Origin of the sequence: Synechococcus sp. FACHB-909, assembly GCF_014698945.1 — a bacterium.
Classification (GTDB): Bacteria; Cyanobacteriota; Cyanobacteriia; order PCC-6307; family Cyanobiaceae; genus Cyanobium.
Map to the genome: position 1 here is coordinate 521172 of NZ_JACJTY010000001.1, position 22274 is coordinate 543445.

The window sequence follows — 22274 nt, forward strand, 5'->3', positions numbered from 1 at the left end:
TGCTATTCATAACTTGCCCCAAAATTGGCCATTCTGATGACCTTCGCGAAGAAGGCCCTGATTCTCTCCGCAGCCGGCGCTGTCACGGCTGGCCTGGCGGTTCCGGTCATCGCCCAGAGCAATTCGATCAACGGCGCCGGGGCCAGCTTTCCGGCTCCCGCCTATCAGCGCTGGGCGGTCGAATTCGCCAGGGAAACCAAGCGGCAGGTGAACTACCAGTCGGTGGGTTCCGGCGCCGGCGTGCGCCAGTTCCATGCCGGCAGCGTCGATTTCGGCGCCACCGATGACATGCTGGATGCCTCCAAGGGTGAATTCACCAAGGGCGTGACCGCCCAGCGCGGTGCCCTGCAGATCCCGATGATGGGCGGCACCGTCACCCCGGCCTACAACAACCCCAGCTGCAAGAATCTCAAGCTCACCCAGCGTCAGCTGGCTGACATCTTCCTCGGCAAGATCCGCACCTGGGAGCAGCTGAAATGCGGCAAGGGCCCCATCACGGTGGCCCACCGCTCCGACGGATCCGGCACCACTGCCGTGTTCACCAATTCCCTCTCCTGTTTCTCGCCCGAGTGGAAGTCGAAGGTGGGAGCATCCAAGGCCGTCAAGTGGCCCGTGGGCGTTGGCGGCAAGGGCAATGAGGGTGTGGCCGGCGTCATCCAGAACACCCCCGGTTCGATCGGTTACCTCAACCAGGCCTTCGTGAAGGGTCGGATCACCCCGGCGGCCCTGCAGAACAAGGCCGGCAAGTTCGTTCTGGCCAACGACGCCACCGGTGCGGCGGCTCTCAACGGCATCAAGCTGGATGCGCGCATGGGCGGTGAGGACTGCAACCCGGCCGGCGCCAACGCCTTCCCGATCGCCTCCTTCACCTGGGTGCTCGCCTACCAGCGCGGTAACGGCGACAAGGCCGCCACCCTGCGCCAGTTCCTCAACTGGGGTCTCTCGCCCAAGGGCCAGAACATCGCCCGGCAGCTCGAATACGTGCCCCTCACTGGCGCCGTCCTGGCACGGGCCCGCGCCGAGGTGGCCAAGATCGGCCGTTGAGGCTGGTTGCGTGCAGTTGGCCCTGCGGGGCTGACAACAGATGATCAGGGGGGCTTCGGCCCCCCTTTTCTTTGCGGAGCGGGGATTACTCGCTGACGCCTTCGATCCGGTCCTCGATCTCCTGGTAGATCTCCTGCAGCTGGGCGATGTTCTCGTCGGAGGTTTCCCAGTAGCCGCGGCCGTTCACCTCCAGCAGGGTGCCGACGATGCGGCGGAAGCTGTGGGGGTTGAGCTCCATCAGCCGCTTGCGCATCTCCGGGTCGTTGATGAAGGTCTCGTTGGCCTCCTCATACACAAAGTTGTCGACCGCACCGCTGGTGGCGCTCCAGCCGAGGGTGAAGTTGAGCCGCTTGGCCACCTCCCGCACCCCCTCGTAGCCGGAATCGAGCATGCCCTCGTACCACTTCGGGTTGAGCAGCTTGGTGCGCGAATCGAGGCGGATGGTTTCGCTCAACGAGCGCACCTGGGCGTTGGCCGTGGTGGTGTCGGCGATGTAGCTGGTGGGGGCCTTGCCGTCGTCGCGCAGGCCGGCGATCAGCTTGGTGGGGTCGGAGTCGAAGTAGTGGCTGACATCGGTGAGCGAAATCTCCGCCGAATCCAGGTTCTGGAAGGTAACGTCGGCGGTCTTCATCGCCGATTCGAACACCTCGCGGTTCTGGTTCATCTCGCCGGGGTTGTCGGCGTTGAAGGCGAACGTCTTGCGGGAGAGGTACATCTCCTGCAGCTCGCCCTCCTCCTCCCAGGTGCTGTTCTCGACCGCCAGGTTGACGTTGGAGGAGTAGCTGCCGCTGGCATTGGAGAACACCCGGGTGGCGGCGTCCCGCAGGGAGATGCCCTGGGCGGCGGCCTGCTCCTGGCTGTGCTTGCGCACGAAGTTCATCTCCAGGGGCTCGTCGGCCTCGGCAGCCATCTTGACGCCCTGGTCGATCAGGGCCATCTGGTTGATGAACAGATCACGGAACACGCCCGAGCAGTTCACCACCACGTCGATGCGGGGCCGGCCCAGCTCCTCGAGGGAGATGAGCTCCAGCTTGTTCACCCGGCCGAGGGAATCGGCCATCGGACGCACGCCGATGAACCAGAGGATCTGGGCCAGGGATTCGCCGTAGGTCTTGATGTTGTCGGTGCCCCAGAGCACGCAGGCGATCGTTTCCGGCCAGGTGCCCTGCTCGGCCTTCTGGCGCTCGATCAGCCGGTCGACCACCACCTTGGCGGCGGCGATGGCCGCCCGGGTGGGGATGGCCTGGGGATCGAGGGCATGGATGTTCTTGCCACTGGGCAGCACGCCGGGGTTGCGGATCGGATCCCCGCCGGGCCCGGGCAGGACGTACTCACCATCGAGGGCCCGCAGCAGGCTCTCCATCTCCATGTCGGCGCAGATCTGCTCCAGGCAGAAGCGCAGGTAGGCGAACTGGCGATCCAGCTCGGTGACATCCACATCGGGGAAGCCCGCCTGGCGGCAGGCGCTCAGCCAGGGGGAGGGGAGGCGGTAACCGAAGCGCTCCAGCAGGTCGAAGAACCAACCGAAATTGCGCCGCAGGGTGACGCGGCCATCGGCGCCGGTGACCTCCCGGACCATGGCGCCCACCGCCGAACGGCAGGCCTCGGTGATCACCCGGTTGAGCTCCACATCCGCCAGCACGCCTTCATCGTTACCCCGGTACACCTCGGCGATGGTGCGGCCCCGGCTCTCGGCCAGCAGCCCCGGCAGGGAACGCAGGCCCTCCTCCTCCCGCTCCAGCGCAGCGATGCTCACCAGGGTGGCGACCGCCTCCTCGGCGGTGGGCGGCTTGCCGATGGTGTGCAGGCCACAGGGCAGCAGCCGGCTCTCGATCTCCATCAGCTGGCGGTACACGGCTCCCACAACCCCGTCACGCCCGTCAAGGTCGAGGGCCGCCGCGTCGGCATCCCCCTCAGGCAGCTCCACGTCCTTGTCGAGGTTGCACTGGCGGGCGGTTTCGATGATCGCGTTGACGATCTGCACCCCCCGGGAGCTCTCGCGCAGCTGCTGGTAGGACCCCACCAGCTCGCCCAGCTCCTTGAGGCCCTTGTAGAGGCCGGCGTTCTCAGCCGGAGGGGTGAGGTAGCTGATCGTGGAGGCGTACCCACGCCGCTTGGCGATGGTGGCCTCGCTCGGGTTGTTGGCGGCGTAGTAGTAGAGGTTGGGCAGGGCGCCGATCAGGGAATCGGGGTAGCAGGTTTCGCTCATGCCCATCTGCTTGCCCGGCATGAACTCCAGGGAGCCATGGGTGCCGAAGTGCAGCACCGCATCGGCGCCCCACACCTTCTCCAGATAGGTGTAGTAGGCGGCGAAGCCGTGGTGGGGGCTGGCGCTGCGGGAATAGAGCAGGCGCATCGGATCGCCCTCGTAGCCGAAGGTGGGCTGCACCCCCACGAACACGTTGCCGAAGTGGCGGCCGTAGATCAGCAGGTTGGTGCCGTCGGAGTTGAGGGAGCCGGGAGGCTTGCCCCAGTTCTCCTCCAAACGCTCGGAATAGGGGGTGAGCCGCTCGTATTCCTCGACGCTCATGCGGTGGGCGATCGCCAGCTCGGGGGCCCCCTGCAGGGCCTCCGGATCGCTGAGCACCGCCTCCATCAGTTCCTTGGGGGTGCGGGGCATGGCGTCCACCGTGTAGCCCTTGGCCTTCATCTCCTCCAGCACGCGGAAGATCGAGCCGAAGACATCCAGGTAGGCGGCGGTGCCCACGTTGCCCTTATCGGGGGGGAAGCTGAACACGGTGATCGCCAGCTTCTTCTCGGCGCGGGGCTTGATCCGCAGTGACGCCCAGCGGATGGCCCGCTCGGCGATCGCATCCACACGATCCTGGAGGGTGTGGGCCTTGCCGGTGGCGTCGTCGCGCCCCGAGAGCACGATCGGTTCGATGGCGCCATCGAGCTCGGGGATGGCGATCTGCAGGGCCACCTGCACCGGGTGCAGGCCAAGATCGCTCTCCTCCCACTCCTGGGTGGTCTGGAAGACCAGGGGCAGGGCCACCATGTAGGGCCGGTTGAGGCGCTTGAGGGTCTCGATCGCCTTGGGATGGTCCTGGCGGGCCGGACCGCCCACCAGGGCGAAGCCGGTGAGGCTCACCACCCCGTCCACCAGCGGCTGGTCCGGGTTGAGGGGGTCGTAGAAGAAGGAGGAGACGGGCCGGGAGAAGTCGAGACCGCCGCAGAACACGGGGATCACCGTGGCGCCGCGGTACTCCAGTTCCTGGATCACGGCCACGTAGTGGGCCTCATCGCCGGTGACGATATGGCTGCGCTGCAGCACCAGGCCGATCACCGGGCCCCGGCGGGCCTTCTCGCTCAGATCACTGCGGCTGGCGCTCCAGTTGAGGTACTCCTTGAGGTCCTCGAACATGCCCGGCGCCATCGGGTGCCAGATGCCCAGGTCCGGGAACACCACCGGGTCCGCAACCGTCAGCTGGGGCCGGCCCAGCTCCGCCTTCCCGAAGACGTAGCGGTCGGCCAGCATCAGCAGGAAGTTGCGCAGGTTGTCCGGCGTTCCCCCCAGCCAGTACTGGAAGCTGAGCATGAAGGAACGGGCGTCCTGCGCCTTCTCCACCGGCAGGTACTTGAGCACCGTCGGCAGGGTGTTCAGCAGCTTGAGCATGGCGTCCTGGAAGCCAGCCCCATTGGCTTCCTTGCGCTTGCGCATGAACTGGGCGATGGCGCTCTTGCTCTGGCCCAGCTGGGCCATCGAGAAGGTGCCCAGCTTGTTGAGGCGCATCACCTCCGGCATCGACGGGAACACCACCACCGCCTTGAGCCGGTCGCGGTGGGGGGCCACGGCGTCCACCACCTTCTGGGCCAGGTCCTCGATGAAGATCAGCGAGGCGATGAAGACGTCGGCCGCTGCCACGTCGGCGCAGAAGTCGGCGTAGTTGGCCGGGTCGCGCAGCTCCTCGATCAGGTAGCCGCTGAGTTCCACCGCCAGGGGACCGTTCTGGTCGTTGAGGCCGGTGGCGGCGGTGGTGAGGGCGTTCTGGTACTGGGGTTCGAGCACCACGTAGACGGCCTTCATCACCACCCGGTCGTTGGCGCCATCGGTGGGGGCAGGGCTGACCCGGCGGCTGGCGGAACGGACCTGCGTGAACATGCGGCGGATGCGTTGAGCAATGTGAAGCAGCCTACGGAGCTCCCGCCGGGGACGCGATCGGTTGCAGCGCAGCGTTACAGGCTGCAGCCCTGCCGGTGGGCCGGGCCACATAGGCTCGCCTGGAGTGCTAACCGCCCATGACCGCGACCTCCCCGTCCCCAGCAGAGCCGGCGCCGATCCCGGTGGTGGTGGCCGGGGCCCTGGGCCGGATGGGCGCCGAGGTGATCAAGGCCGTGGTGGCGGCCCCCGATTGCACCCTGGTGGGGGCGATCGACACCACCCCGGGCCGCGAAGGGGAGGACGTCGGCCTGGCCCTGGGGCTGGGGGAGCTGGAGGTGGCGATCAGCGCCGACTTCGAGGGCAGCCTCTGCCAGGCGGGCCAGGCGGTGCGGCAGTCCGGCCCGGGCGGCGGCGCGGTGCTGGTGGATTTCACCCACCCCAGCGTCGTCTACGAGCACTGCCGCGGCGCCTTCGCCTACGGCGTCCATCCGGTGATCGGCACCACCGGCCTGCGCCCCGACCAGCTGGCCGATCTGGCCGCCTTCGCCGAGAAGGCCTCCATGGGCGGGGCGGTGATTCCCAACTTCTGCGTGGGCATGGTGCTGCTGCAGCAGGCGGCGGCGGCGGCGGCACGCTTCTACGACTACGCCGAACTCACCGAGCTGCACCACAACCGCAAGGCCGATGCCCCCAGCGGCACCTGCCTCAAGACCGCGGAGCTCATGGAGGAGCTGGGCAAGAGCTTCAACCCCCTGCAGGTGGAGGAGCACGAGAGCCTGGCCGGCTGCCGGGGGGGGCTCAGGGAGAGCGGCCTGCGGCTCCACTCGGTGCGGCTGCCCGGGCTGGTGGCCCACCAGGAGGTGATGTTCGGATCGCCCGGCGAGACCTACACCCTGCGCCACGACACGATCGACCGCAGCGCCTACATGCCCGGCGTGCTGCTAACGGTGCGCAAGGTGCGCCGGCTGGGCGGCCTGGTCTACGGCCTCGAGAGGCTGCTGTGAGCCGAGCCATCCACCGATGCTGATCCCCCTCAAACCCGGCGAACTGCTCCGTCTGATTCCGGCGGTGGCCACCGGTCCCCAGTTCACCGCCTGCAGCGGCGACCCGCGCAAGCTGCTGCAGCGGGTGCTGATCTCGGTGATCGGCGGGGTGATCGCGCTGCTGGTCAGTCAGACCCTGCTGTTCCGCAGCCAGGCGGGCCCGGTGTTCCTGGTGGTGGGCTTCGTGTTCCTTCTCTATGTGCTGTGGGGGCCGATCCTGGAGGCGGGACGCCGCAACGCCGTGCTGCGGCGCTACCCGGCGGCCGCCATCTTCGAGGGGGTGGTGGCTGACCAGTTCCGGCGGGAGGTGGTGGAGAACCGCCGGGAGCAGGCCAACAAGCAGGGGCGCCTGGAGCTGGTGGAGAACCGCCGCACCTGGCTCTGCCTGGAGCTGGAAGATGAGGACGGCTACCTGGGCCAGATCCGCTTCCCGCTGGAGAAGAAGCACGATCAGATCCGGCGGGGCATGGTGATCCGCTGCCTGGTGCTCAGTGAGCGCAAGGACTTCTCCCGCATCGGCGCCCTCTCGGATGGCTGGCTCCCCCAGCTGAAGCAGTGGGTGGGTGAGTACCCCTATCTGCTGCGGCCAGCCTTCGAGGAGCTCTGCCTGCGGCGCCTGGGGTGAGGACGCTGGACGCATTCGAAACAATGCGTTACAATTCTCGCAACACTTCTCAAGGAGTTCTCCCATGACCGCCGCCACCCCCACCGCTCCCACCGCCCTCGATCGCTCCGCCATCCGCGGCGCCACCGTCACCACCGAAGACGGCGGCCGCCTCAACGCCTTCGCCACCGAGCCCCGCATGGAAGTGGTGAGCGCCGAGAGCGGCTGGGGCTTCCACGAGCGCGCCGAGAAGCTGAACGGCCGCATGGCCATGCTCGGCTTCATTGCCCTGCTGGCCACCGAGTTCGCCCTGGGCGGCGAGGCCTTCACCCGCGGCCTGCTCGGCATCGGCTGATGGCAGCTCCCCTTCGGGGGACAGCCTTTCTCCGTTCCGCCGTTCACGGCGGACCCCATCGCCGCAGCAGACTTTCTGTTGCGGCTTTTTCATGGCCATGCCCGCTTCGCTCCACGCACGGATCCGGGGCGCCGGCCCCACCGGCGCCCTGGCGGCCCTGGCCCTGGCCCAGGTCGGCTGGCGGGTCAGCCTGCACGATCCCCTGACCGCCGAGGCCCTGCAGGCCCGTGAGCGGGCCTACGCCTTCACCCACTCCAGCCGGGAGCTGCTGCAGCGCCTGGGGCTCTGGGGCGACCTCCGGCCCACCCTGGTGCCCTTCCGCCGGCTGCACCTGCGCGACGTGGCGGCGGAGCGTGATGTGCGCTTTGAGCCGGCCGACCTGGGCCAGGCCGACCTGGGTCAGGCCGACGCCGTGGGCTGGATCGGATCCCACCGGCCCCTGATGGCCCTGCTGCTGCGACGCCTCGGCCAGCACCCCGCCGTCCGCCTGGAGCTCGGCGGCGAAGCGCCGGCCGCCAGCGTCAGCCACGCGGCCGACGCGGACAGCGCGGATCTGCTGGTGGCCGCCGACGGCCCCGACTCCCCCACCCGCCGGGCCCTGGGCATCGGTCAGTGGAGCCATCCCTACCGCCAGGCCTGCCTCACCGTGCAGGTGGAGATGCGTGGCTGCGCCGACGACGAGGCCTGGGAACTGCTGCGGCCGGAAGGCCCCTTCGCGGTCCTGCCCCTGGGCGAGCGCCGCTTCCAGCTGGTCTGGAGCGCACCGGCGGCCCGCTGCCGCCAGCTGGAGGCCCTGGAGGCCCCGGCCTTCCTCGACCGACTGGCGGGGGCCCTGCCGGACCGTCTCCAGCCCGATGCCCTGCTGGCGCCTCCCCGCGCCTTTCCGGTGGCCCTGCAGCTGGCCCGGCGCCTGCATCGCGGCCGCACGGTGCTGGTGGGGGAGAGCGCCCACCGCTGCCATCCGGTGGGCGGCCAGGGATTGAATCTCTGCTGGCGCGATGTGGCGGTGCTGCAGCGGCTGGCGGAACGGGCCGCCCGGGGCACCCTGTCGCCGCGCCGCATCGGAGCCGCCTACGGGCGCCGCCGCTGGCCCGATCTGCTGCTCACCCTGCTGGCCACCGACCTGCTGGTGCGGATCTTCTCCAACCGCCACCGCTGGCTCCTGCCCCTGCGGGGCCTCGCCCTGGCCTGCCTGGCCCGCATCGACGGCAGCCGGGCCCTCGCCCTGCGGGCCATGACCCAGGGACCTTGTCGCCTGCTCCAGCCGCTTGCAGCATGGGGGGATGGTGATCAGCAGCTCTCCCCAGCCCCTGCCCTCTCCGGCCATGGTGCGCTTCCTGCGCCATCAGCTGGGCCTGAGTGAGAACGCCCTCCAGCTGGGCATCCGCCAGTCCCAGCTGGAGCAGGCGCCGCTCCCGGCCGTGCTCTGGCGGTTCGGCCTGATCAGCCTCGAGCAGTTCGACAGCGTCCTGGCCTGGCAGGACCAGCAGAGCTGAGGCTCAGCTGTAGATGATCAGGGACTCGATCGGATGCTCCTGGGGCAGCCGGCTGCGGCCCTCGAGGGCCGCCAGCTCCGCCAGGAAGCCGAAGCCGCAGAGTTGCCCCCCCGCGGCCTGCACCAGCTCGCTGCAGGCTGCGGCGGTGCCACCGGTGGCCAGCAGGTCGTCGACGATCAGCACCCGCTGGCCGCCGGCGAGGGCATCGCTGTGGATCTCCAGCCGGTCGGTGCCGTACTCGAGGCTGTAATCCACGCCGATCACCTCACCGGGCAGCTTGCCCGGCTTGCGCACCGGCACGAACCCCACGCCCGTGACCGTGGCCAGGGCCGTGCCGACGATGAAGCCGCGGGATTCGATGCCCACGATCAGGTCCGGCTGCACCTGCTCACAGAGCAGCCCCAGCAGGCGGATGGCCTCGCCCCAGCCCTCGGGATCCCGCATCAGGGGCGTGAGGTCACGGAAGAGGATGCCCGGCTTCGGAAAGTCGGGAATGTCCCGGACCCAGTCGCGCAGATCGATCGAGGAAGGGCTGCTGGCCATCGTGCTGCAGGTCGTGCTGGTGAAGGGACCGGTACCGGCGACGTGACGGATGGACGGCGCCGCTGGCATCATCGCAGTCATGGCCAAGGACACTTCGGAAGCGGCGACCCAGGACCGCTCCTCCCGCCCCCTGCCCCGCAGGGGACTGGAGCGTCTCGATCTGATGCTGCTCTGCATGGAGGCGCTCGACCTCAACGGCGGCGAAGCGATGGTGTGGATGAGCGAGCAACTGGGCTACGCCGGGCTCTTCCCCAACCGGGTGGAGCTGTGGAAGCGGCGCTGCCACAACCCCCTGCGGCGCTCCTGCCGGCGCGGTGAGGTGCCCGTCGCCGAGACCGATGCCCTGATCCGCATCCTCTGCGTCATGGCTGACCGCCTCTACCCGATGCTGCGCTCCCTGCTCTCCAGCAGCGAGCCGGAGTCGGTGGCGAAGGAGCGCTGGGACCTGTTCCAGGGGCGTCTGGGGGAACTGATCCAGGAGCGCATGAACCCCCGCCGCAGCGGCGTCCAGAAACTGCTCGATCCCAACGACGGAGCTGCCCAGAGGCTCCAGCTGGTGCAGGGCCTCAGTCTCTGCGCCGGCCAGGGGGGCTTCGAGCGCATCAAGGCCAGCCTGATGGACGCGGTGGCGTGACGGCGGCCGCAGCAGACCCCCCATGGTTCAGAGTTCCGTGATGAAGCAGAGCCTCGTCTTCGATCAGCTCAGCTGCCGGCTTCAGGTGGAGGGTCTCCCCGACGTCTCCATCGGCCAGAGCGGTGCGGCCCTGGGCATCATCACCGGCTGGACCCTGCAGTGGGTCGGCCGGCCGCTGCTGGAGGGCCGCCGTGAGCACCTCCAGGCCCTGATGCAGGTGGTGCTGCCCTACGCCCGCCACCTGATCAGCGGCGTGCGCCGCGAGTTCAGCGTGGCCGGCGAACCGGTCGACATCGGCCCCCACCCCGACGGCGGCCACCGGCTCCTCCTCCGCAGCAGCCAGCCCGACACCCCTCCCCTGGAGATGCATCTCGACGATGCGGAACTGGCGGATCTGGTGCGGGTGCTGGATCTGCTGCGCCTTGATCCCCGCGTCCAGCTGCCCCTGGCGATTCCCGATCCGGAGCCCCTCGGGCCCAGGGAGCTGATGGAGCGGATCCCCCTGCACCGGCGCCTCTCGGCTCCGGTGGGTGGCGCGGCGGCCCTGGCGGTCTCGGCGGCCCTGGTGCTGCTGCTGCCCCCGCCCGCCGTGCCTCCCGCACCGATACCGGCGGCGCCGGCGGCCGTGGAGGCCCCGGCCACCCCGCGGCCCTGAGCCTCCGCCGGGCGGCGAGCGGTTGACGTCGGCCCGGCACTGGTCACACTGGGTCAATCATCCAGCGCCTCCACTGCCATGCAACGGGCTCACCGATGGGCATGATGCGATGGGCATGATGCGATGGGTATGAAGCCATGGTCATGAAGCAATGGGCATGACCTGGTCGGAACTGCGCCGCCGGGTGGCCCGGCTCGGTGCCGCCCTGGATGTGGTGGTCCGCAGCGATCCGGAGGTCTGCGGCCTGAGCGGTTCCCATTTCCACCTCACGCTCCACCACGGCGGCCAGGGCGACTGCACGGTCAATGACCTGTCCCTGATCGATTGTCCCAACGAGCTGGTGCTGATGGAATTCGAGCGGTGGATGCGGGGTGCCGGCTATCCGCTGGAGCCCTGACATCCCGGCCATGCCCCACACCCCCTACCCGCTCCATCTGCCGACGCCGAGGGGACCGACACCGGGGAAGGGTCTGGAGCTGCGCCGTCGCCGGCGCCGTCCCTCCTCCCGCTGGCGCCAGGTGCTGGCGGGCCTGCTGCTGATCCTGGCGGGAAGCCTGATCCTGGCCGGGCTGATGCAGCTGCCGGAACGGCTGGATGCCCTGCTGCTGGTGAGCAATGCCATCGCCAACCTGATCAGTGGGCTGAGCCGGCTGAGCATGGGCATCCTGCAGCTGGGCAGCGTCATCGTGGTGGCCCTGCTGGCCCTGATGGCCCTGCTGCTGCTCGTCGGCGGCGGCGTCCGTCTGGTGCGGGGGCTCACCGCCCGGCCGCGCCGTCCCTCCTGAGGCGGAGGCACCGCGGCCTGCAGGTCCCGCGCCGGGGACTCAGTGGTGCAGCTGCTGGAACCAGAACCCGGCCAGCTGCCAGGACGACAACAGGAAGATCGCCAGGATCAGCCAGTTGACCCAGGCGGGCCGTTCGCGGTTCTCGAACATGGCGGCAGGGGAGTCGCGTCCTTCGCCCTGATCCTGCCAGTGCGCCCGGCTGATCCGATGCCGCGTGACGGTCGGTGGCACCGAACGGATGTCAGCGTTCCGCCCCCATGCCGAGCGACCCCTACTCCGGCCCCGCCCCAGGCGCCCTGCTTTCCTGCCTGGGCTTTCCCGGCTGGGGGGGACTGCACCTGGTCGTCCCGAGCCGGGGGCAGCCTTCCGCCCTGGCCAGGCGTCTGGAGCTCTGCCGGCGGGACGACGGGGCCGCAGGGGGCCAGCTGCTGCCCGCCCTGCTGCGCCGCCACCGCGATCTGGAGCCCCTCGATCCGGCCCGCTGGCCCTGGGCCGGGGACACCGCCTTGGCCTGGCCGCGGACCTGGGGGCATCGCTACCTGCTGATCTGCCGCTGGGGATCGGCCACGCCGCTGCGCATCGCCGCCTGGCAGCGGCAGGGGGAGGGTCAGGGCCAGCAGGGGGGCTGGGCCCGACTCTGTGCACCCATCCCCCTGTCCTGCTTCAGCGAGCGCTTTCTCACCCCACGGGGTGGTCAGGAAATGACCAGGGCCACACCCAGTCCGACCACCATCAGGGCGATGGCCCCCACGGCCCAGTAGGCATGGCTCTGGGCATCGGCCCTGGTCTCGCCGATCACCATCGTGCCTTCGTCGGCGTAGAGGTTGTCGTGGTTCTCGAGGTCGTGGGTGTGCATGGGGCCTCCAGCAAGCTCGTCGGACCTCTCCAACGTAGGAACGCCGGACGGACCGGTCCGCCACCGCGACGAACCGACACCCCCCGCCACGGTCTGCCCCGATGGCCCGCCATGGCAGGTTGGCCGGCGGCGCCCAATAATGCGGCTGTCTGCAGAGTCCCGTGCCGCCCTGGCTGCTGATCCTGATCACCGTTCTGGTGATCACCCTGGTCGTCAATCCCACGGAGCGGGACTACGTCTGGTATCGAAGCCTCCGGCGACCGGACTGGATCGCCGCCCAACCGTGGGTGGCTCTCGTCTGGCCGCTGATCAGCGTCTGCTTCTACGGCTCGGCGCTCGCCTTCTGGCAGACGGCCGGCTCCTGGGGCTGGGTGGCCGTCTACGCCGTGCTGCTGGTGCTGCTGCGCAGCCCCCACTGGCTGATCTGCCGTCTGCACCGCCTCACCGCCGGCCTTCCCCTCTGGCTGCTGAGCTGGACCCTGACGCTGGTTCTGGCCCTGATCGTGGGGCCCGCCTCGCCCCTGGCCTCGGGGTTGCTGCTGCCCGCCCTGGTGTGGACGCCGGTGGAGGCCGCCATCGCCCTGCGGATGGTTGTATTGAACCGCAAGGAGCACCGGAGCGGCCGTGGACCCGATGATCGCCGCCCTGCTCGATCCCGGCGCCTATGACCATCCGGTCGAACGGGTCGACTGCCTGGAGACCCACATCTCCTGGATCCTGCTGACCGGAGCTGTCGCCTACAAGATCAAGAAGCCGGTGAACCTGGGCTTCGTCGATTTCTCGACCCCGGAGCGGCGCCGCTGGTTCTGCCAGGAGGAGCTTCGGCTCAACCGCCGGCTGGCTCCGGACCTCTACCTCGGCCTCAGCCCGATCCACGGCCCACCCGAGCGGGCCAGCCTGCACGGCAGCGGGCCGATCCTCGAGCAAGCCGTCCGCATGCGCCAGTTCCCCCAGAGCGCCCTGCTGGGCGCCGTTCTGGATCGCCAGGGCCTCACCGCCGACCAGCTCGAACGGCTGGCGGATGACCTGGCGGCCTTCCACAGCGCCGCTGCAGTGGCCCGCCCCGACGAGGCCTACGGCTCACCGGAGCTGGTGAAGGCGCCGGCCGTGGCCAATCTGGAGGTGCTGGCGGCCACCGGCACTGCTGTCGCGCCGGAGGTGGCCGCCCTGCGGCAGTGGACGGAGGACAGCTTCGCGGAGCTCCAGCCCACCTTCGCCCTGCGCCGCAGCCAGGGGCGCATCCGTGAGTGCCATGGGGATCTGCACCTCGGCAACCTGCTGCTGGAGGAGGGGCGCATCCGGGTCTTCGACTGCCTGGAATTCAGCCCCGAGCTGCGCTGGATCGACGTGATCAGCGACCTGGCCTTTCTGGTGATGGATCTGGAGCACCGCGACCGGACCGACCTGGGGGCGGTGCTGCTCAACCGCTGGCTGGGGCGCTGCGGCGACTACGGCGGCCTGCTCACCTGGCGCTGGTACCGGGTCTACCGCTCCCTGGTGCGGGCCAAGGTCTGCGCCCTGCGCCTGCGCCAGCCCGACCTCGACGCCGGCACGGAGCAGCTGCTGCAGCAGGACCTGGAGCGCTACCTCCTGGGCGCCCGTCGCGCCACCACGGTCCCGGCCCCGGCCCTGGTGATCACCCATGGGGTCTCCGGCAGCGGCAAGAGCCACAGGGCCCGCCAGCTCTGCCGGCGCCAGGGCTGGATCCAGCTCAGCTCCGACGTGGAGCGCAAGCGCCGCTTCGGCGCCTGGGGCCAGGGGGACGCGCCCCCCCTGCAGGGGGATCCCTACCGGAGCGCGGTGAGCGCCGACCTCTACGAACGGCAGCTGCCGGAGCAGGCCGCCCGGATCCTGGCCGCCGGGTACGCGGTGGTGGTGGATGCCACCTTCCTCGGCCGTGATCAGCGCCAGCGGATGGAGGACCTGGCCCGACGCTGCGGCGTGCCGTTCCTGATCCTGGCCTGCTGCAGCACGCCTGGGCAGGCCCGCCGGCGCATCGAGGAGCGCCGGCTGCGGGGCGGTGATCCCTCCGACGCCGATGGGGCCGTGCTGGAGACCCAGCTCAGGGCCCAGGAGCCCCTCGACGAAGGGGAGCTTCGGCACGTGCTCGAGGTGGGGGCGGAGCTGACGGCCGGCGATCTGATCGCCCGTATGGAGGAGCGGCTGGGGGCCTAGAACCACTCGGCCAGGGCGGCCTCGCGGGTGTTGACGTTGGCTTCGGGGGTGGAGCGGCGGAACTCCATGGTGATGCTGCGCGTCTGCTCGCCATCGGCCGCCAGGGCCTCGATCGGGTAGAGCTGCTGGCCGTCGCGGAAGGGCACCTGCACCCGGAAGGTGCCGTCGGCCGAGAGGGGCACCTCCTCACCGCCGATGCTGAGGCGGGCGGCCGGATCGGTGGCGCCGTAGACGATCAGCTCGGCATCGGCCACCAGCCAGAAGGAGCGCTGGCGGGGGGCCACCCCACCGATGCCCGAGGCGCTGCGGCCGGAGGCCCAGGGGCCGGCGCCGGAGGCGGAGAATTCCCCGCCACCCTCGAGGCCGGCGGCGGAATCGATCTCGTGGAAGGCCTCGGATCCGCGGCCCAGACGGCGCCACTGGCTGGTCGCGCTCTGGTACAGCCGCTCGTGCAGGCCGGAATCCACCGCTTCGGCGGGGGCGGGCAGGCTGGCGGTGGTGGAGGGGAAGGCGTCGAGGGAGAAGGGGACGAACTGATCGAGGATCTGCTCGGAAGGATGCAGGGACGGCACCCGGGCAACGGAGGAGAAGGCCAGGGAGATCCAGCCGCCGCCACCACCCTTGCGGTAGCCGAGCTCGACCCGGTAGTCGCGGTCGGAGAGGGGAACGGGCAGGTACCACTCGGTGGCATGGCTGTCGACCACCACCTCCTGGAGGGTGTGGGGGTGGGCGGAACCGCCGGCCAGGCCGGTGACATCGGCGACGCGCAGGCAGAGCTGGGAGGCGCCGGCATGGAGGGCGTCACTGCGGTCGTCCTCGGAGATGTCCCAGAAGACGTAGGCCCACTGGGGATCGCGGGGCAGGAAGACGACGCGGGTCTCGGCGGCGGGGCGCGGCGCCGGGGCCATCTCGGCCTCGATGGCGGCCACCGGCCGGGGCGCGTCTGCTGGGGCCGCCGCCTCGGGGCTGTCGCCCGAGCGATCGGCGATGGCCCCGGCCAGCGAATCCCTGTCCTGGGCGCTGTAGCGATGGATCCCCAGGGTCCTGGCGAGCTCGCGCAGCTGGCGCATGCTGAGGCTGGCCAGGTTCGCGAGCGGGTTGGTCCTGGCCATGCTATTTCAAGAATCGTTACATCCCATGATCGCCGATGGGATCGGTCGGGATCGCCCCTGTCAGCGGATCGCGACATCGCCGGAACGGGCCTGATCCACCGGCGGCAGCTGCACCACCCCCCGCATGGGTTCGGCCCCCGGTCGCTCCGGGGGCCGGGTCGGGCGGTCCGGCAGCGACGCCAGCACGGCCGAGACCGCCAGCAGCCCCCCGAGCAGCAGCCAGAGGCGCCAGCGACGCGGCAGGGCCAGGGCGCTGCGGCCCCCCTGCCCCCGGCGCCGTGTGCCGTCCGCGACCCGGCGCGCCCTGCCGATGCCCAGCGGCTCTCCGCAACGGGCACAGACCATGCGACCCGCCAGGCTGCGGTCGGCTCGCACAGCCCAACTGCCGCACCTCGGACAGCCCATTCCTCATCCGATCCATCAGCTCCCCATGGTGACGGAATGACCTAGAGGAGCGTCGGATCGGCGCCGGCGGGCCGCTCGGCCGGTGGCAGATCGGCCATCAGCCGGAAATCCTCGAACGCGAAACCCGGTCCCACGCAGCAGTGCAGCAGGCTCCATCGCCCCCGGCTGCGGGCCGCCTGCCACCACCCCGCCGGCACGATCTGCAGCGGACCCGGACCCGGATCCCCGGCCTCAGCGAGCGGGCCCAGCAGCAGCCGCTCGGCCGTGCCGCCCCCGGGCGGCAGCCGCCAGAGGTCGAGGGGGTCGCCGCCGGCGTGGTGCCAGACCTCATCCGCCCCCGCCACCTGATGCCAGCGGCTGAGCTGGCCCTCCGTCAGCAGGAAGGCGATCACCGTGAGTCCGGCGCGCTGCCGCCCGTCCTCGGCCCGGCACACCTGAGCGGGTGAGCGGTGCAGCTCCCGATACCAGCCCCCCTCCGGGTGGGGCTGCAGGTCGAAGCGGGCGATCAGCGCCTCCGGACTGGAACGCATGGCCTGGCGGACGGGAGAGGGTCGCTGCCGATGATCCCGCGGCGACGGCCAACCGGAGTAGAACATCCGTACCAGCTCCCTTGTTCTGCCGGCCCGATGCTTCCCCTGCCTCCCCAGTCACCGCTGCCCCTGCGGGAGGGGGCGGCGGCGCTCTTCTGCCTGCTGGCCACGGAAGCCATCAGCGCCGGTTTCCCCAGCCCCGCCGACGACTACGTGGAGGCCCGCATCGACCTCAATCTGGAGCTGATCCCCCGCCCGCTGTCCACCTTCTTCATGCGCGTCAGCGGCGATGCCATGCGGGGCGACGGCATCGTCGACGGCGACCTGCTGGTGATCGACCGCAGCGTCGATCCCCGGCCCGGCATGGTGGTGGTGGCGGTGCATGCCGGCGCCTTCCTGCTGCGCCGTCTGGCCCGGCGCGGCGGTGCGCTGTGGCTGGTGGCCAGCGACGGCACCAGTCCGCCCCTGCTGCTCACCGGCGACGAAGGGGGCGGCGCGGAGGGGAGCGACGCAGGGGGCGCCGAGCTGTGGGGCGTCGTGATCCACGCCGTGCATCACCTGGCGGGCGCCCCCTCCAGGCGTCACTGATCGGCGTCAGCCAGCGGCGTCAGGGGTCGGTGTCAGAGGTCGGTGCGGTGGGGCAGGGCGCGCGAATCGGTGGGACGGGCGGGAGGGGTCATCAGCAGGCCGCGCCGGCGCAGCTCACGGCGGAATTCGCCGGCCAGTCCGTCCGCCATCCAGAGCTTGCGCAGGTGGCCGAAGATCACCATGCAGCGCAGGGCGATGGTGACGCAGACAAGCACCTGCAGGCAGAGTTTCAGCACGGTGGGAGCAGCTGCGGCGCTGTGCTGGGGGCAGCCTAGGGGCGCCGGCGGCGAGCGGCCGCCGGGGGCCGGCCGGGAAACGCCGTCCAGGCGTCATGCTGGGGGCGATGAGCGGCAACGCCGCCCCAGCCTGCTTCGATGATCGAGCCCCTGCCGGAGCTGAGCACCGCCGAACTGGAGACCCTGCTGGCGGCCCTCGATCCGCTCCTGGACGGCTTCGGCGAAGGGGGCTCCTGCCTGGATGACGCCAGCGCCTTCCTCGAGCGGCTGGGCATCGGCCAGCAGGGCGACGACGGGGGCACCCCCGCTCCCCTGCTGCAGTGGCTGGAAAGCTGGCGGGCCGCCGGCGGCAACCGGGCGACCCTGCGGCTGATGGTGCAGACCCTGCTGACGGGACGGCAGGAGGAACCGCCGGCCTGACGGAGCGCCGGATCGGCCGGACGGGTCAGGCGCGCCAGAGGGCATCGGCCATGCGGGCCGTCTGCACGATCGGCCCGACGTCGTGCACGCGCAGCACGTCGGCACCGGCGGCGATGGCCTGGCCGCAGACCGCCGCCGTGCCCCAGAGACGGGCCCGGGGGCGGGGCTCGGCCAGCACCTCACCGATGAAGCGCTTGCGGGACGGCCCCACCAGCAGGGGGAAGCCCTCGGCCCGCAGCAGGGCCAGACCCCGCAACAGGGCGAGGTTGTGGGCGGTGGTCTTGGCGAAGCCCAGCCCCGGATCCCAGAGGATCCGCTCCGCACGCACCCCCGCCGCCAGGGCCCGATCGGTGGCCTGCAGCAGCTCCTGCCGCACCTCGGCGACCACGTCGCCGTAGCGGGCCAAGCCATCCATGGTGCGGCTGTCGCCGCGGCTGTGCATCAGCACGCAGGGGCAGTCCGCGGCCGCCACCACCGCCAGCAGGTCGGGATCGCGCCGGCCGGCACTGACGTCGTTGATCCAGTGGGCCCCGGCCGCCAGGGCCGCCTCCGCCACCGGGGCGCGGAAGGTGTCGATCGACAGCAGGGGGCCGCCGGCCGCCGGGGGCGGCAGAGAGGCCAGGATCCGCCGCAGGACGGGCAGCACCCGGGCGATCTCGGCCTCGGCATCGATCTCGGTGGCCCCGGGGCGGGTGCTCTGCCCCCCCAGATCGAGCAGGTCGGCCCCCTGACGGTGCAGCAGGCGGGCCTGGCGCAGGGCCGCCTCGGGGGCCTCGTAACGGCCACCGTCGCTGAAGGAATCGGGGGTGAGGTTGAGGACCCCCATCACGAGGGTGCGGTCCCCCCAGCGGAACCCGGGCGGGGCGGCGACGGGGCCGGTGGGGCTCACGGCGTTCGCAGCGGAGGCCGGGGCCTCAGGCCGCCACCGGCACCTGGTAGTTGGCGATGCGGGCGAAGCTGACCGGGTCGAGGGAGGCGCCCCCCACCAGCACGCCGTCGATGTCGCTCTGGGCCATCAGCATGTCGATGGTGGCGGGGTTGACCGAACCGCCGTACTGCACGACCACCTCGGGATGGCCCACCCAGCCGCGGATCAGGCCGCAGATGCGGTTGGCCTCCTCGGCGGCGCAGGTCTTGCCGGTGCCGATCGCCCAGATGGGCTCATAGGCGACGATCAGGCGCAGGGGATCGATGCCCTCCAGCCCCTGCTCCACCTGGCGGTGGATCACCCGCTCGGTCTCGCGGGCCTCGCGCTGGTCGTCGCTCTCGCCCACGCAGAGGATCGGGATCAGCCCCGACTTCTGGGCCGTGCGGGCCCGCAGGTTGATCTGCTCGTCGGTTTCGCTGAAGTACTTGCGGGGCTCGCTGTGGCCCACGATCGCGTGGGTGACGCCATGCTCGAGCAGCATCGGCGCCGAGATCATGCCGGTGTAGGCGCCGCTCTCCTCCCAGTGGACGTTCTGACCGGCGATGGCGACACCGGCGCCGGCCAGGTGACGGCAGAGGGTGGGGATGGCCGTGAACGGCGGGGCCAGCACCACCTCCCTGTCCTCGGGCAGATCGGCGATCAGGGGCCGGAAGGTGGCCGCAAACGCCCGCGCCTCGGCGCAGGTCATGTGCATCTTCCAGTTGCCTGCGATGACGGCCTTGCGCACGTGGTCTCCCGGCAGCGACATTCGAGGCAGGTTAAGGCGTGAGCCCGCCGTCCCTCCCACGGTCCCGCCGCGGGGAGAGCATCAGCACCTCCCGGCCGTCGATGGCCACGGCATCCCCCGGGGCAAGCTGGCGACCGCGTCGGGTCTCGATGGCGCCGTTCACGGTCACGTCCCCCCGCTGGATGCGCTGCTTGGCCTCGCCGCCGGTGCCGACGAGGCCCTGCCATTTGAGGAACTGATCCAGCTTCACCGTCGGGGGGCGCCCGGAGAGCGCTGATAGGGTTCGTCGATGCTTGCACCCTCGCCGGCCGGCTTCCGCAGGCTCTGGCCGCTGCTGAAGCCCCACCGGCGACCCCTGCTGCTCGGGGGGTTGTGCATGCTGGTGTTCGTGGGTTGCTGGCCCCTGCTGGCCTGGCTCGCCGGCCAGCTGATCCCCGCCATCGGCGCCGGCGACTTCAGCAAGGTGCTGCGCAGCGTGGCGGCGGCCCTGGCGGTGTTCCTGGTGCAGAAGATCGCCCAGTTCGGCCAGGACACCCTGCTGGCGGGCCCGGCCCTGCGGGTCAGCCAGGAGCTGCGGCGCCAGCTGTTCGCCCGCCTGCAGCGGCTCGACTTCGGCGCCCTGGAGAAACTCTCCGCCGGCGATCTCACCTACCGGCTCACCGAGGACGCCGACCGGGTCGGTGAGGTGATCTACAAGACGATCCAGGACACCACCCCCAGCGCCCTGCAGCTGGTGGTGGTGCTGGGCTACATGATCTGGCTGGACTGGCCCCTGGCCCTGGCCACCCTGCTGCTGGCGCCGCTGGTGGCACTGATGGTGAGCGCCTTCGGGGCCCGGGTGATGACCGCCGCCGAACGCAGCCAGAAGCAGGTGAGCGATCTGGCGGCCCTGCTGGGTGAGGCGATCGGCGGCCTGCCCCTGGTGCGGGCCTTCGCCGCCGAACCCTGGCTGCAGGAGCGCTTCGACACCGAGATCGACCTGCACCGCCGCGCCCGCTACCGCACCCTCGAGCTGCTGGCGCTGCAGCATCCGGTGGTGGGCTTCATCGAAGCGGCCGGGATCCTCTCGGTGCTGCTGATCGGGGCGGCGCGCATCAAGGCCGGCGGCCTCGACAGCCAGGGCTTCAGCAGCTACGTGGCGGCCCTGCTGATGCTCATCGATCCGATCTCCCACCTCACCACCAACTTCAACGAGTTCCAGCAGGGCCAGGCCTCCCTGCGGCGGCTGCGGGCGATCGAGAACGAGCCGGTGGAACCGCCCGACCACCCCGGGGCCAGGCCCCTGGGAACCGTGTCCGGGGAGCTGGTGCTGGACGGGGTGAGCTTCGGCTACCAGAGCGGCACCCCGGTGCTGCGCCAGCTCGACCTCCACATCCGCCCCGGCCAGGTGGTGGCCCTGGTGGGGCCCTCCGGCGCCGGCAAGAGCACCCTGTTCTCCCTGCTGCTGCGCTTCAACACCGCCCAGAGCGGCCGGGTGCTGCTCGATGGCCAGAACCTCGCCGACCTGCGGGCCCGGGACCTGCGCCGGGCCGTGGCCCTGGTGCCCCAGCAGAGCAGCGTCTTCTCCGGCAGCGTGGCCGAGGCGATCGCCTTCGGGCGACCCGCCACGGCCGATCAGATCCGCCAGGCCGCCCGGCTGGCCAACGCGGCCGACTTCATCGAAAGCCTGCCCGGCGGCTACGACAGCCGGATCGAGGAGCGGGGCAGCAACTTCTCCGGCGGCCAGCTGCAGCGGCTGGCGATCGCCCGGGCCGTGCTGGGCAACCCGGCGGTGATGCTCCTCGATGAGGCCACCAGCGCCCTGGATGCGGAGGCCGAGGAGGCCGTGCAGCAGGGCCTGCAGCAGGCCATGGCGGGCCGCACCGTGTTGGTGATCGCCCACCGCCTCGCCACCGTGCAGGAGGCCGATCTGATCGTGGTGCTCGACGGCGGCCGCATCGTCCAGCAGGGCAGCCACGACGAACTCATGGCCAGCGGTGGCCGCTACCGCGAGCTGTGCGAACGCCAGTTCATCCGCCTGGAGGCCTGAGGGCTGGCTTCGCCCCTGGCGAGAACGGGCGGTCCTGCCACCTACGCTGGCTCCGCACCGAGCCCAGAGCCTTGCAGACCCCCAGCCAGCAGCCCCCCGTGCTGACCTTTGAAGGCAAGCGTTACGACCTCAACGGCCTGCCCGACGAGGTGAAGGAGATGGTGCGGGGGATGCAGGTGGCCGATGCCCAGCTGCGCATGCACGAGGACACCCTCAAGGTGCTGGCGGTGGGCCGCCAGGCCATGGCCATGCAGCTGAACGAGCGGCTGCAGGGCATCCCGACCCTGGAGGAGCCGGCCTGAGTCCGCCGGGGATCAGCCCAGGGGGGCCAGATCCTCGAACCGGAACACCTGGCGGCCGGCCGGAGTCTCGCCATGGGCCTCCGTCTCCACCACCCGCTCGCTCAGCACCCAGGGGCCCTCGCCGGCCAGGGGCACGAAGGTGTCCGTGAAGCGGCTGGTCCCGCCGCGGGCCTCGCCGGTGGCGGGGTCGCTGTAGCGGCTGGTGTAGCTGTGGCTGAGGTAGCCGCTGCCGGTATCGGTGACGCTCTCGGTGAAGATCGTCACCACTGTGCCGTGGATGTGGCGGTGCACCATCGTCACCACGTTGTCCTTGATGCGGTAGCGGTCGCCCTCGGCCTTGCCGCCCATGATCACCTCGGTCCCCACCGCATCGGTCTCACCGGCGGTGAAGGTGTTGGCGCCGTGGGTCTGCTCGAAGGGGCGCCGCACCCGGTGGATCGCCACCTCCCACAGCTGGGAGGCGACCGCCTTGTGCACCTCTTCGTCGGCGATGCCCTCCACCGTCGCCTTGAGGTCGGCGCCGACCTGGAAGGTGCCCGCGAGGCGCCGGTCGTCCTGCTCCCAGACGCAGCGACCGCTGTAGCCGCCGAAGCCGGGCTCCCAGGTGTAACGGTTCTCGTAGGCGGCGCGGAAGGCCTCGCGCAGGTCGGAGCCGGGGGCGACGGGATGGGCGGCCAGGGTGCTGGTCACGGAGTCACGGGCGAT

The 22274-nt window shown here is 70.7% G+C and carries 28 protein-coding genes; 17 read left to right on the forward strand and 11 right to left on the reverse strand.

The window, feature by feature from the left end; translation table 11 throughout:
* Positions 1–36 precede the first annotated feature (36 nt).
* Positions 37–1044 carry a phosphate ABC transporter substrate-binding protein PstS gene (pstS, locus tag H6G99_RS02545; RefSeq protein WP_190609640.1) on the forward strand — a complete coding sequence of 336 codons (1008 nt, stop codon included), beginning with the start codon at positions 37–39 and terminating at the stop codon, positions 1042–1044.
* Between the two features lie 85 nt (positions 1045–1129).
* Here pstS and H6G99_RS02550 read toward each other — a convergent pair whose 3' ends face one another.
* The gene (locus H6G99_RS02550; RefSeq protein ID WP_094587180.1) at positions 1130–5146 is read right to left on the reverse strand and encodes a magnesium chelatase subunit H; all 4017 of its coding nucleotides are present in this window, start codon (positions 5144–5146) and stop codon (positions 1130–1132) included.
* Between the two features lie 137 nt (positions 5147–5283).
* On the opposite strand from H6G99_RS02550, the gene dapB reads away from it, so the two are divergent.
* From dapB to H6G99_RS02575, 5 genes are all read left to right on the forward strand, one after another.
* Entirely contained in the window at positions 5284–6150 is an 867-nt protein-coding gene (gene dapB, locus H6G99_RS02555) for a 4-hydroxy-tetrahydrodipicolinate reductase (RefSeq protein WP_190609642.1), read from the forward strand.
* A gap of 16 nt (positions 6151–6166) precedes the next feature.
* Positions 6167–6814 carry a DUF8619 family protein gene (locus H6G99_RS02560; protein WP_094587184.1) on the forward strand — a complete coding sequence of 216 codons (648 nt, stop codon included), beginning with the start codon at positions 6167–6169 and terminating at the stop codon, positions 6812–6814.
* Between the two features lie 64 nt (positions 6815–6878).
* Positions 6879–7148 carry a CAB/ELIP/HLIP family chlorophyll-binding protein gene (locus H6G99_RS02565; protein ID WP_094587186.1) on the forward strand — a complete coding sequence of 90 codons (270 nt, stop codon included), beginning with the start codon at positions 6879–6881 and terminating at the stop codon, positions 7146–7148.
* Positions 7149–7245: 97 nt separating this feature from the next.
* Entirely contained in the window at positions 7246–8511 is a 1266-nt protein-coding gene (locus H6G99_RS02570; RefSeq protein WP_094587204.1) for an FAD-dependent monooxygenase, read from the forward strand.
* Positions 8432–8644, forward strand: a complete 213-nt coding sequence (locus H6G99_RS02575) for a DUF2949 domain-containing protein (RefSeq protein WP_094587206.1) — start codon at positions 8432–8434, stop codon at positions 8642–8644. The genes H6G99_RS02570 and H6G99_RS02575 overlap by 80 nt, the downstream gene beginning before the upstream one ends.
* Before the next feature lie 3 nt (positions 8645–8647).
* Here the strand turns inward: H6G99_RS02575 and H6G99_RS02580 are convergent, their stop codons facing one another.
* A complete protein-coding gene (locus H6G99_RS02580; RefSeq protein ID WP_190609643.1) occupies positions 8648–9187 on the reverse strand; it encodes an adenine phosphoribosyltransferase in 540 nt (179 codons plus the stop codon).
* A gap of 79 nt (positions 9188–9266) precedes the next feature.
* On the opposite strand from H6G99_RS02580, the gene H6G99_RS02585 reads away from it, so the two are divergent.
* From H6G99_RS02585 to H6G99_RS02605, 5 genes are all read left to right on the forward strand, one after another.
* Positions 9267–9821 (forward strand): DUF3038 domain-containing protein, encoded by a 555-nt coding sequence (locus H6G99_RS02585; protein WP_190609645.1) that lies wholly within the window; start codon positions 9267–9269, stop codon positions 9819–9821.
* A 22-nt stretch (positions 9822–9843) separates the two neighbouring features.
* A complete protein-coding gene (locus tag H6G99_RS02590; RefSeq protein ID WP_190609646.1) occupies positions 9844–10476 on the forward strand; it encodes a DUF4335 domain-containing protein in 633 nt (210 codons plus the stop codon).
* 151 nt (positions 10477–10627) lie between these two features.
* Entirely contained in the window at positions 10628–10873 is a 246-nt protein-coding gene (locus H6G99_RS02595) for a hypothetical protein (RefSeq protein WP_015108440.1), read from the forward strand.
* A gap of 10 nt (positions 10874–10883) precedes the next feature.
* Positions 10884–11261: a hypothetical protein gene (locus H6G99_RS02600; RefSeq protein ID WP_233134046.1), complete on the forward strand. Its 378-nt coding sequence runs from the start codon at positions 10884–10886 to the stop codon at positions 11259–11261.
* A gap of 257 nt (positions 11262–11518) precedes the next feature.
* Positions 11519–12022 carry a hypothetical protein gene (locus H6G99_RS02605; protein ID WP_190609648.1) on the forward strand — a complete coding sequence of 168 codons (504 nt, stop codon included), beginning with the start codon at positions 11519–11521 and terminating at the stop codon, positions 12020–12022.
* Here the strand turns inward: H6G99_RS02605 and H6G99_RS02610 are convergent.
* Positions 11956–12117, reverse strand: a complete 162-nt coding sequence (locus H6G99_RS02610; RefSeq protein ID WP_190609649.1) for a hypothetical protein — start codon at positions 12115–12117, stop codon at positions 11956–11958. The two genes, H6G99_RS02605 and H6G99_RS02610, sit on opposite strands and share 67 nt — an antisense overlap.
* Positions 12118–12278: 161 nt before the next feature.
* Here H6G99_RS02610 and H6G99_RS02615 point away from each other — a divergent pair, with 161 nt between their 5' ends.
* The gene (locus H6G99_RS02615; RefSeq protein WP_190609650.1) at positions 12279–12785 is read left to right on the forward strand and encodes a TspO/MBR family protein; all 507 of its coding nucleotides are present in this window, start codon (positions 12279–12281) and stop codon (positions 12783–12785) included.
* Positions 12751–14292: a bifunctional aminoglycoside phosphotransferase/ATP-binding protein gene (locus H6G99_RS02620; RefSeq protein WP_190609652.1), complete on the forward strand. Its 1542-nt coding sequence runs from the start codon at positions 12751–12753 to the stop codon at positions 14290–14292. Before H6G99_RS02615 ends, H6G99_RS02620 begins: the two co-directional genes overlap by 35 nt.
* Here the strand turns inward: H6G99_RS02620 and H6G99_RS02625 are convergent.
* The 3 genes from H6G99_RS02625 to H6G99_RS02635 form a co-directional block, all read right to left on the reverse strand.
* Entirely contained in the window at positions 14289–15404 is a 1116-nt protein-coding gene (locus H6G99_RS02625; protein ID WP_190609654.1) for a DUF4912 domain-containing protein, read from the reverse strand. The genes H6G99_RS02620 and H6G99_RS02625 overlap by 4 nt on opposite strands.
* A gap of 60 nt (positions 15405–15464) precedes the next feature.
* Positions 15465–15779, reverse strand: coding sequence for a hypothetical protein (locus H6G99_RS02630; protein WP_190609655.1), 315 nt, complete (start codon positions 15777–15779; stop codon positions 15465–15467).
* A gap of 71 nt (positions 15780–15850) precedes the next feature.
* Positions 15851–16339, reverse strand: a complete 489-nt coding sequence (locus H6G99_RS02635; RefSeq protein ID WP_094586918.1) for a cupin domain-containing protein — start codon at positions 16337–16339, stop codon at positions 15851–15853.
* Positions 16340–16435: 96 nt separating this feature from the next.
* On the opposite strand from H6G99_RS02635, the gene H6G99_RS02640 reads away from it, so the two are divergent.
* The gene (locus tag H6G99_RS02640; protein WP_190609656.1) at positions 16436–16927 is read left to right on the forward strand and encodes a LexA family protein; all 492 of its coding nucleotides are present in this window, start codon (positions 16436–16438) and stop codon (positions 16925–16927) included.
* A 32-nt stretch (positions 16928–16959) separates the two neighbouring features.
* Here H6G99_RS02640 and H6G99_RS02645 read toward each other — a convergent pair whose 3' ends face one another.
* Positions 16960–17163 (reverse strand): hypothetical protein, encoded by a 204-nt coding sequence (locus tag H6G99_RS02645; protein ID WP_190609657.1) that lies wholly within the window; start codon positions 17161–17163, stop codon positions 16960–16962.
* A 138-nt stretch (positions 17164–17301) separates the two neighbouring features.
* On the opposite strand from H6G99_RS02645, the gene H6G99_RS02650 reads away from it, so the two are divergent.
* Positions 17302–17583 (forward strand): hypothetical protein, encoded by a 282-nt coding sequence (locus H6G99_RS02650; protein ID WP_094586924.1) that lies wholly within the window; start codon positions 17302–17304, stop codon positions 17581–17583.
* A 25-nt stretch (positions 17584–17608) separates the two neighbouring features.
* Here H6G99_RS02650 and folP read toward each other — a convergent pair whose 3' ends face one another.
* From folP to H6G99_RS02665, 3 genes are read right to left on the reverse strand one after another with little or no spacing between them, the layout of a single operon-like run.
* Positions 17609–18472: a dihydropteroate synthase gene (gene folP, locus H6G99_RS02655; RefSeq protein WP_190609659.1), complete on the reverse strand. Its 864-nt coding sequence runs from the start codon at positions 18470–18472 to the stop codon at positions 17609–17611.
* 25 nt (positions 18473–18497) lie between these two features.
* On the reverse strand, positions 18498–19259 hold the full coding sequence (tpiA, locus tag H6G99_RS02660; RefSeq protein WP_094586928.1) for a triose-phosphate isomerase: 762 nt from the start codon (positions 19257–19259) through the stop codon (positions 18498–18500).
* Positions 19260–19269: 10 nt separating this feature from the next.
* Entirely contained in the window at positions 19270–19488 is a 219-nt protein-coding gene (locus H6G99_RS02665) for an RNA-binding S4 domain-containing protein (RefSeq protein WP_190609660.1), read from the reverse strand.
* A 39-nt stretch (positions 19489–19527) separates the two neighbouring features.
* Between H6G99_RS02665 and H6G99_RS02670 the strand changes: the two genes are divergently transcribed.
* Together H6G99_RS02670 and H6G99_RS02675 are read left to right on the forward strand one after the other, a co-directional pair.
* Positions 19528–21267, forward strand: coding sequence for an ABC transporter ATP-binding protein (locus H6G99_RS02670; RefSeq protein WP_190609661.1), 1740 nt, complete (start codon positions 19528–19530; stop codon positions 21265–21267).
* A 71-nt stretch (positions 21268–21338) separates the two neighbouring features.
* Entirely contained in the window at positions 21339–21569 is a 231-nt protein-coding gene (locus tag H6G99_RS02675; protein WP_094586934.1) for a DUF6447 family protein, read from the forward strand.
* Positions 21570–21581: 12 nt separating this feature from the next.
* Here the strand turns inward: H6G99_RS02675 and H6G99_RS02680 are convergent, their stop codons facing one another.
* The gene (locus H6G99_RS02680; protein WP_190609662.1) at positions 21582–22259 is read right to left on the reverse strand and encodes a DUF3386 domain-containing protein; all 678 of its coding nucleotides are present in this window, start codon (positions 22257–22259) and stop codon (positions 21582–21584) included.
* Positions 22260–22274 lie beyond the last annotated feature (15 nt).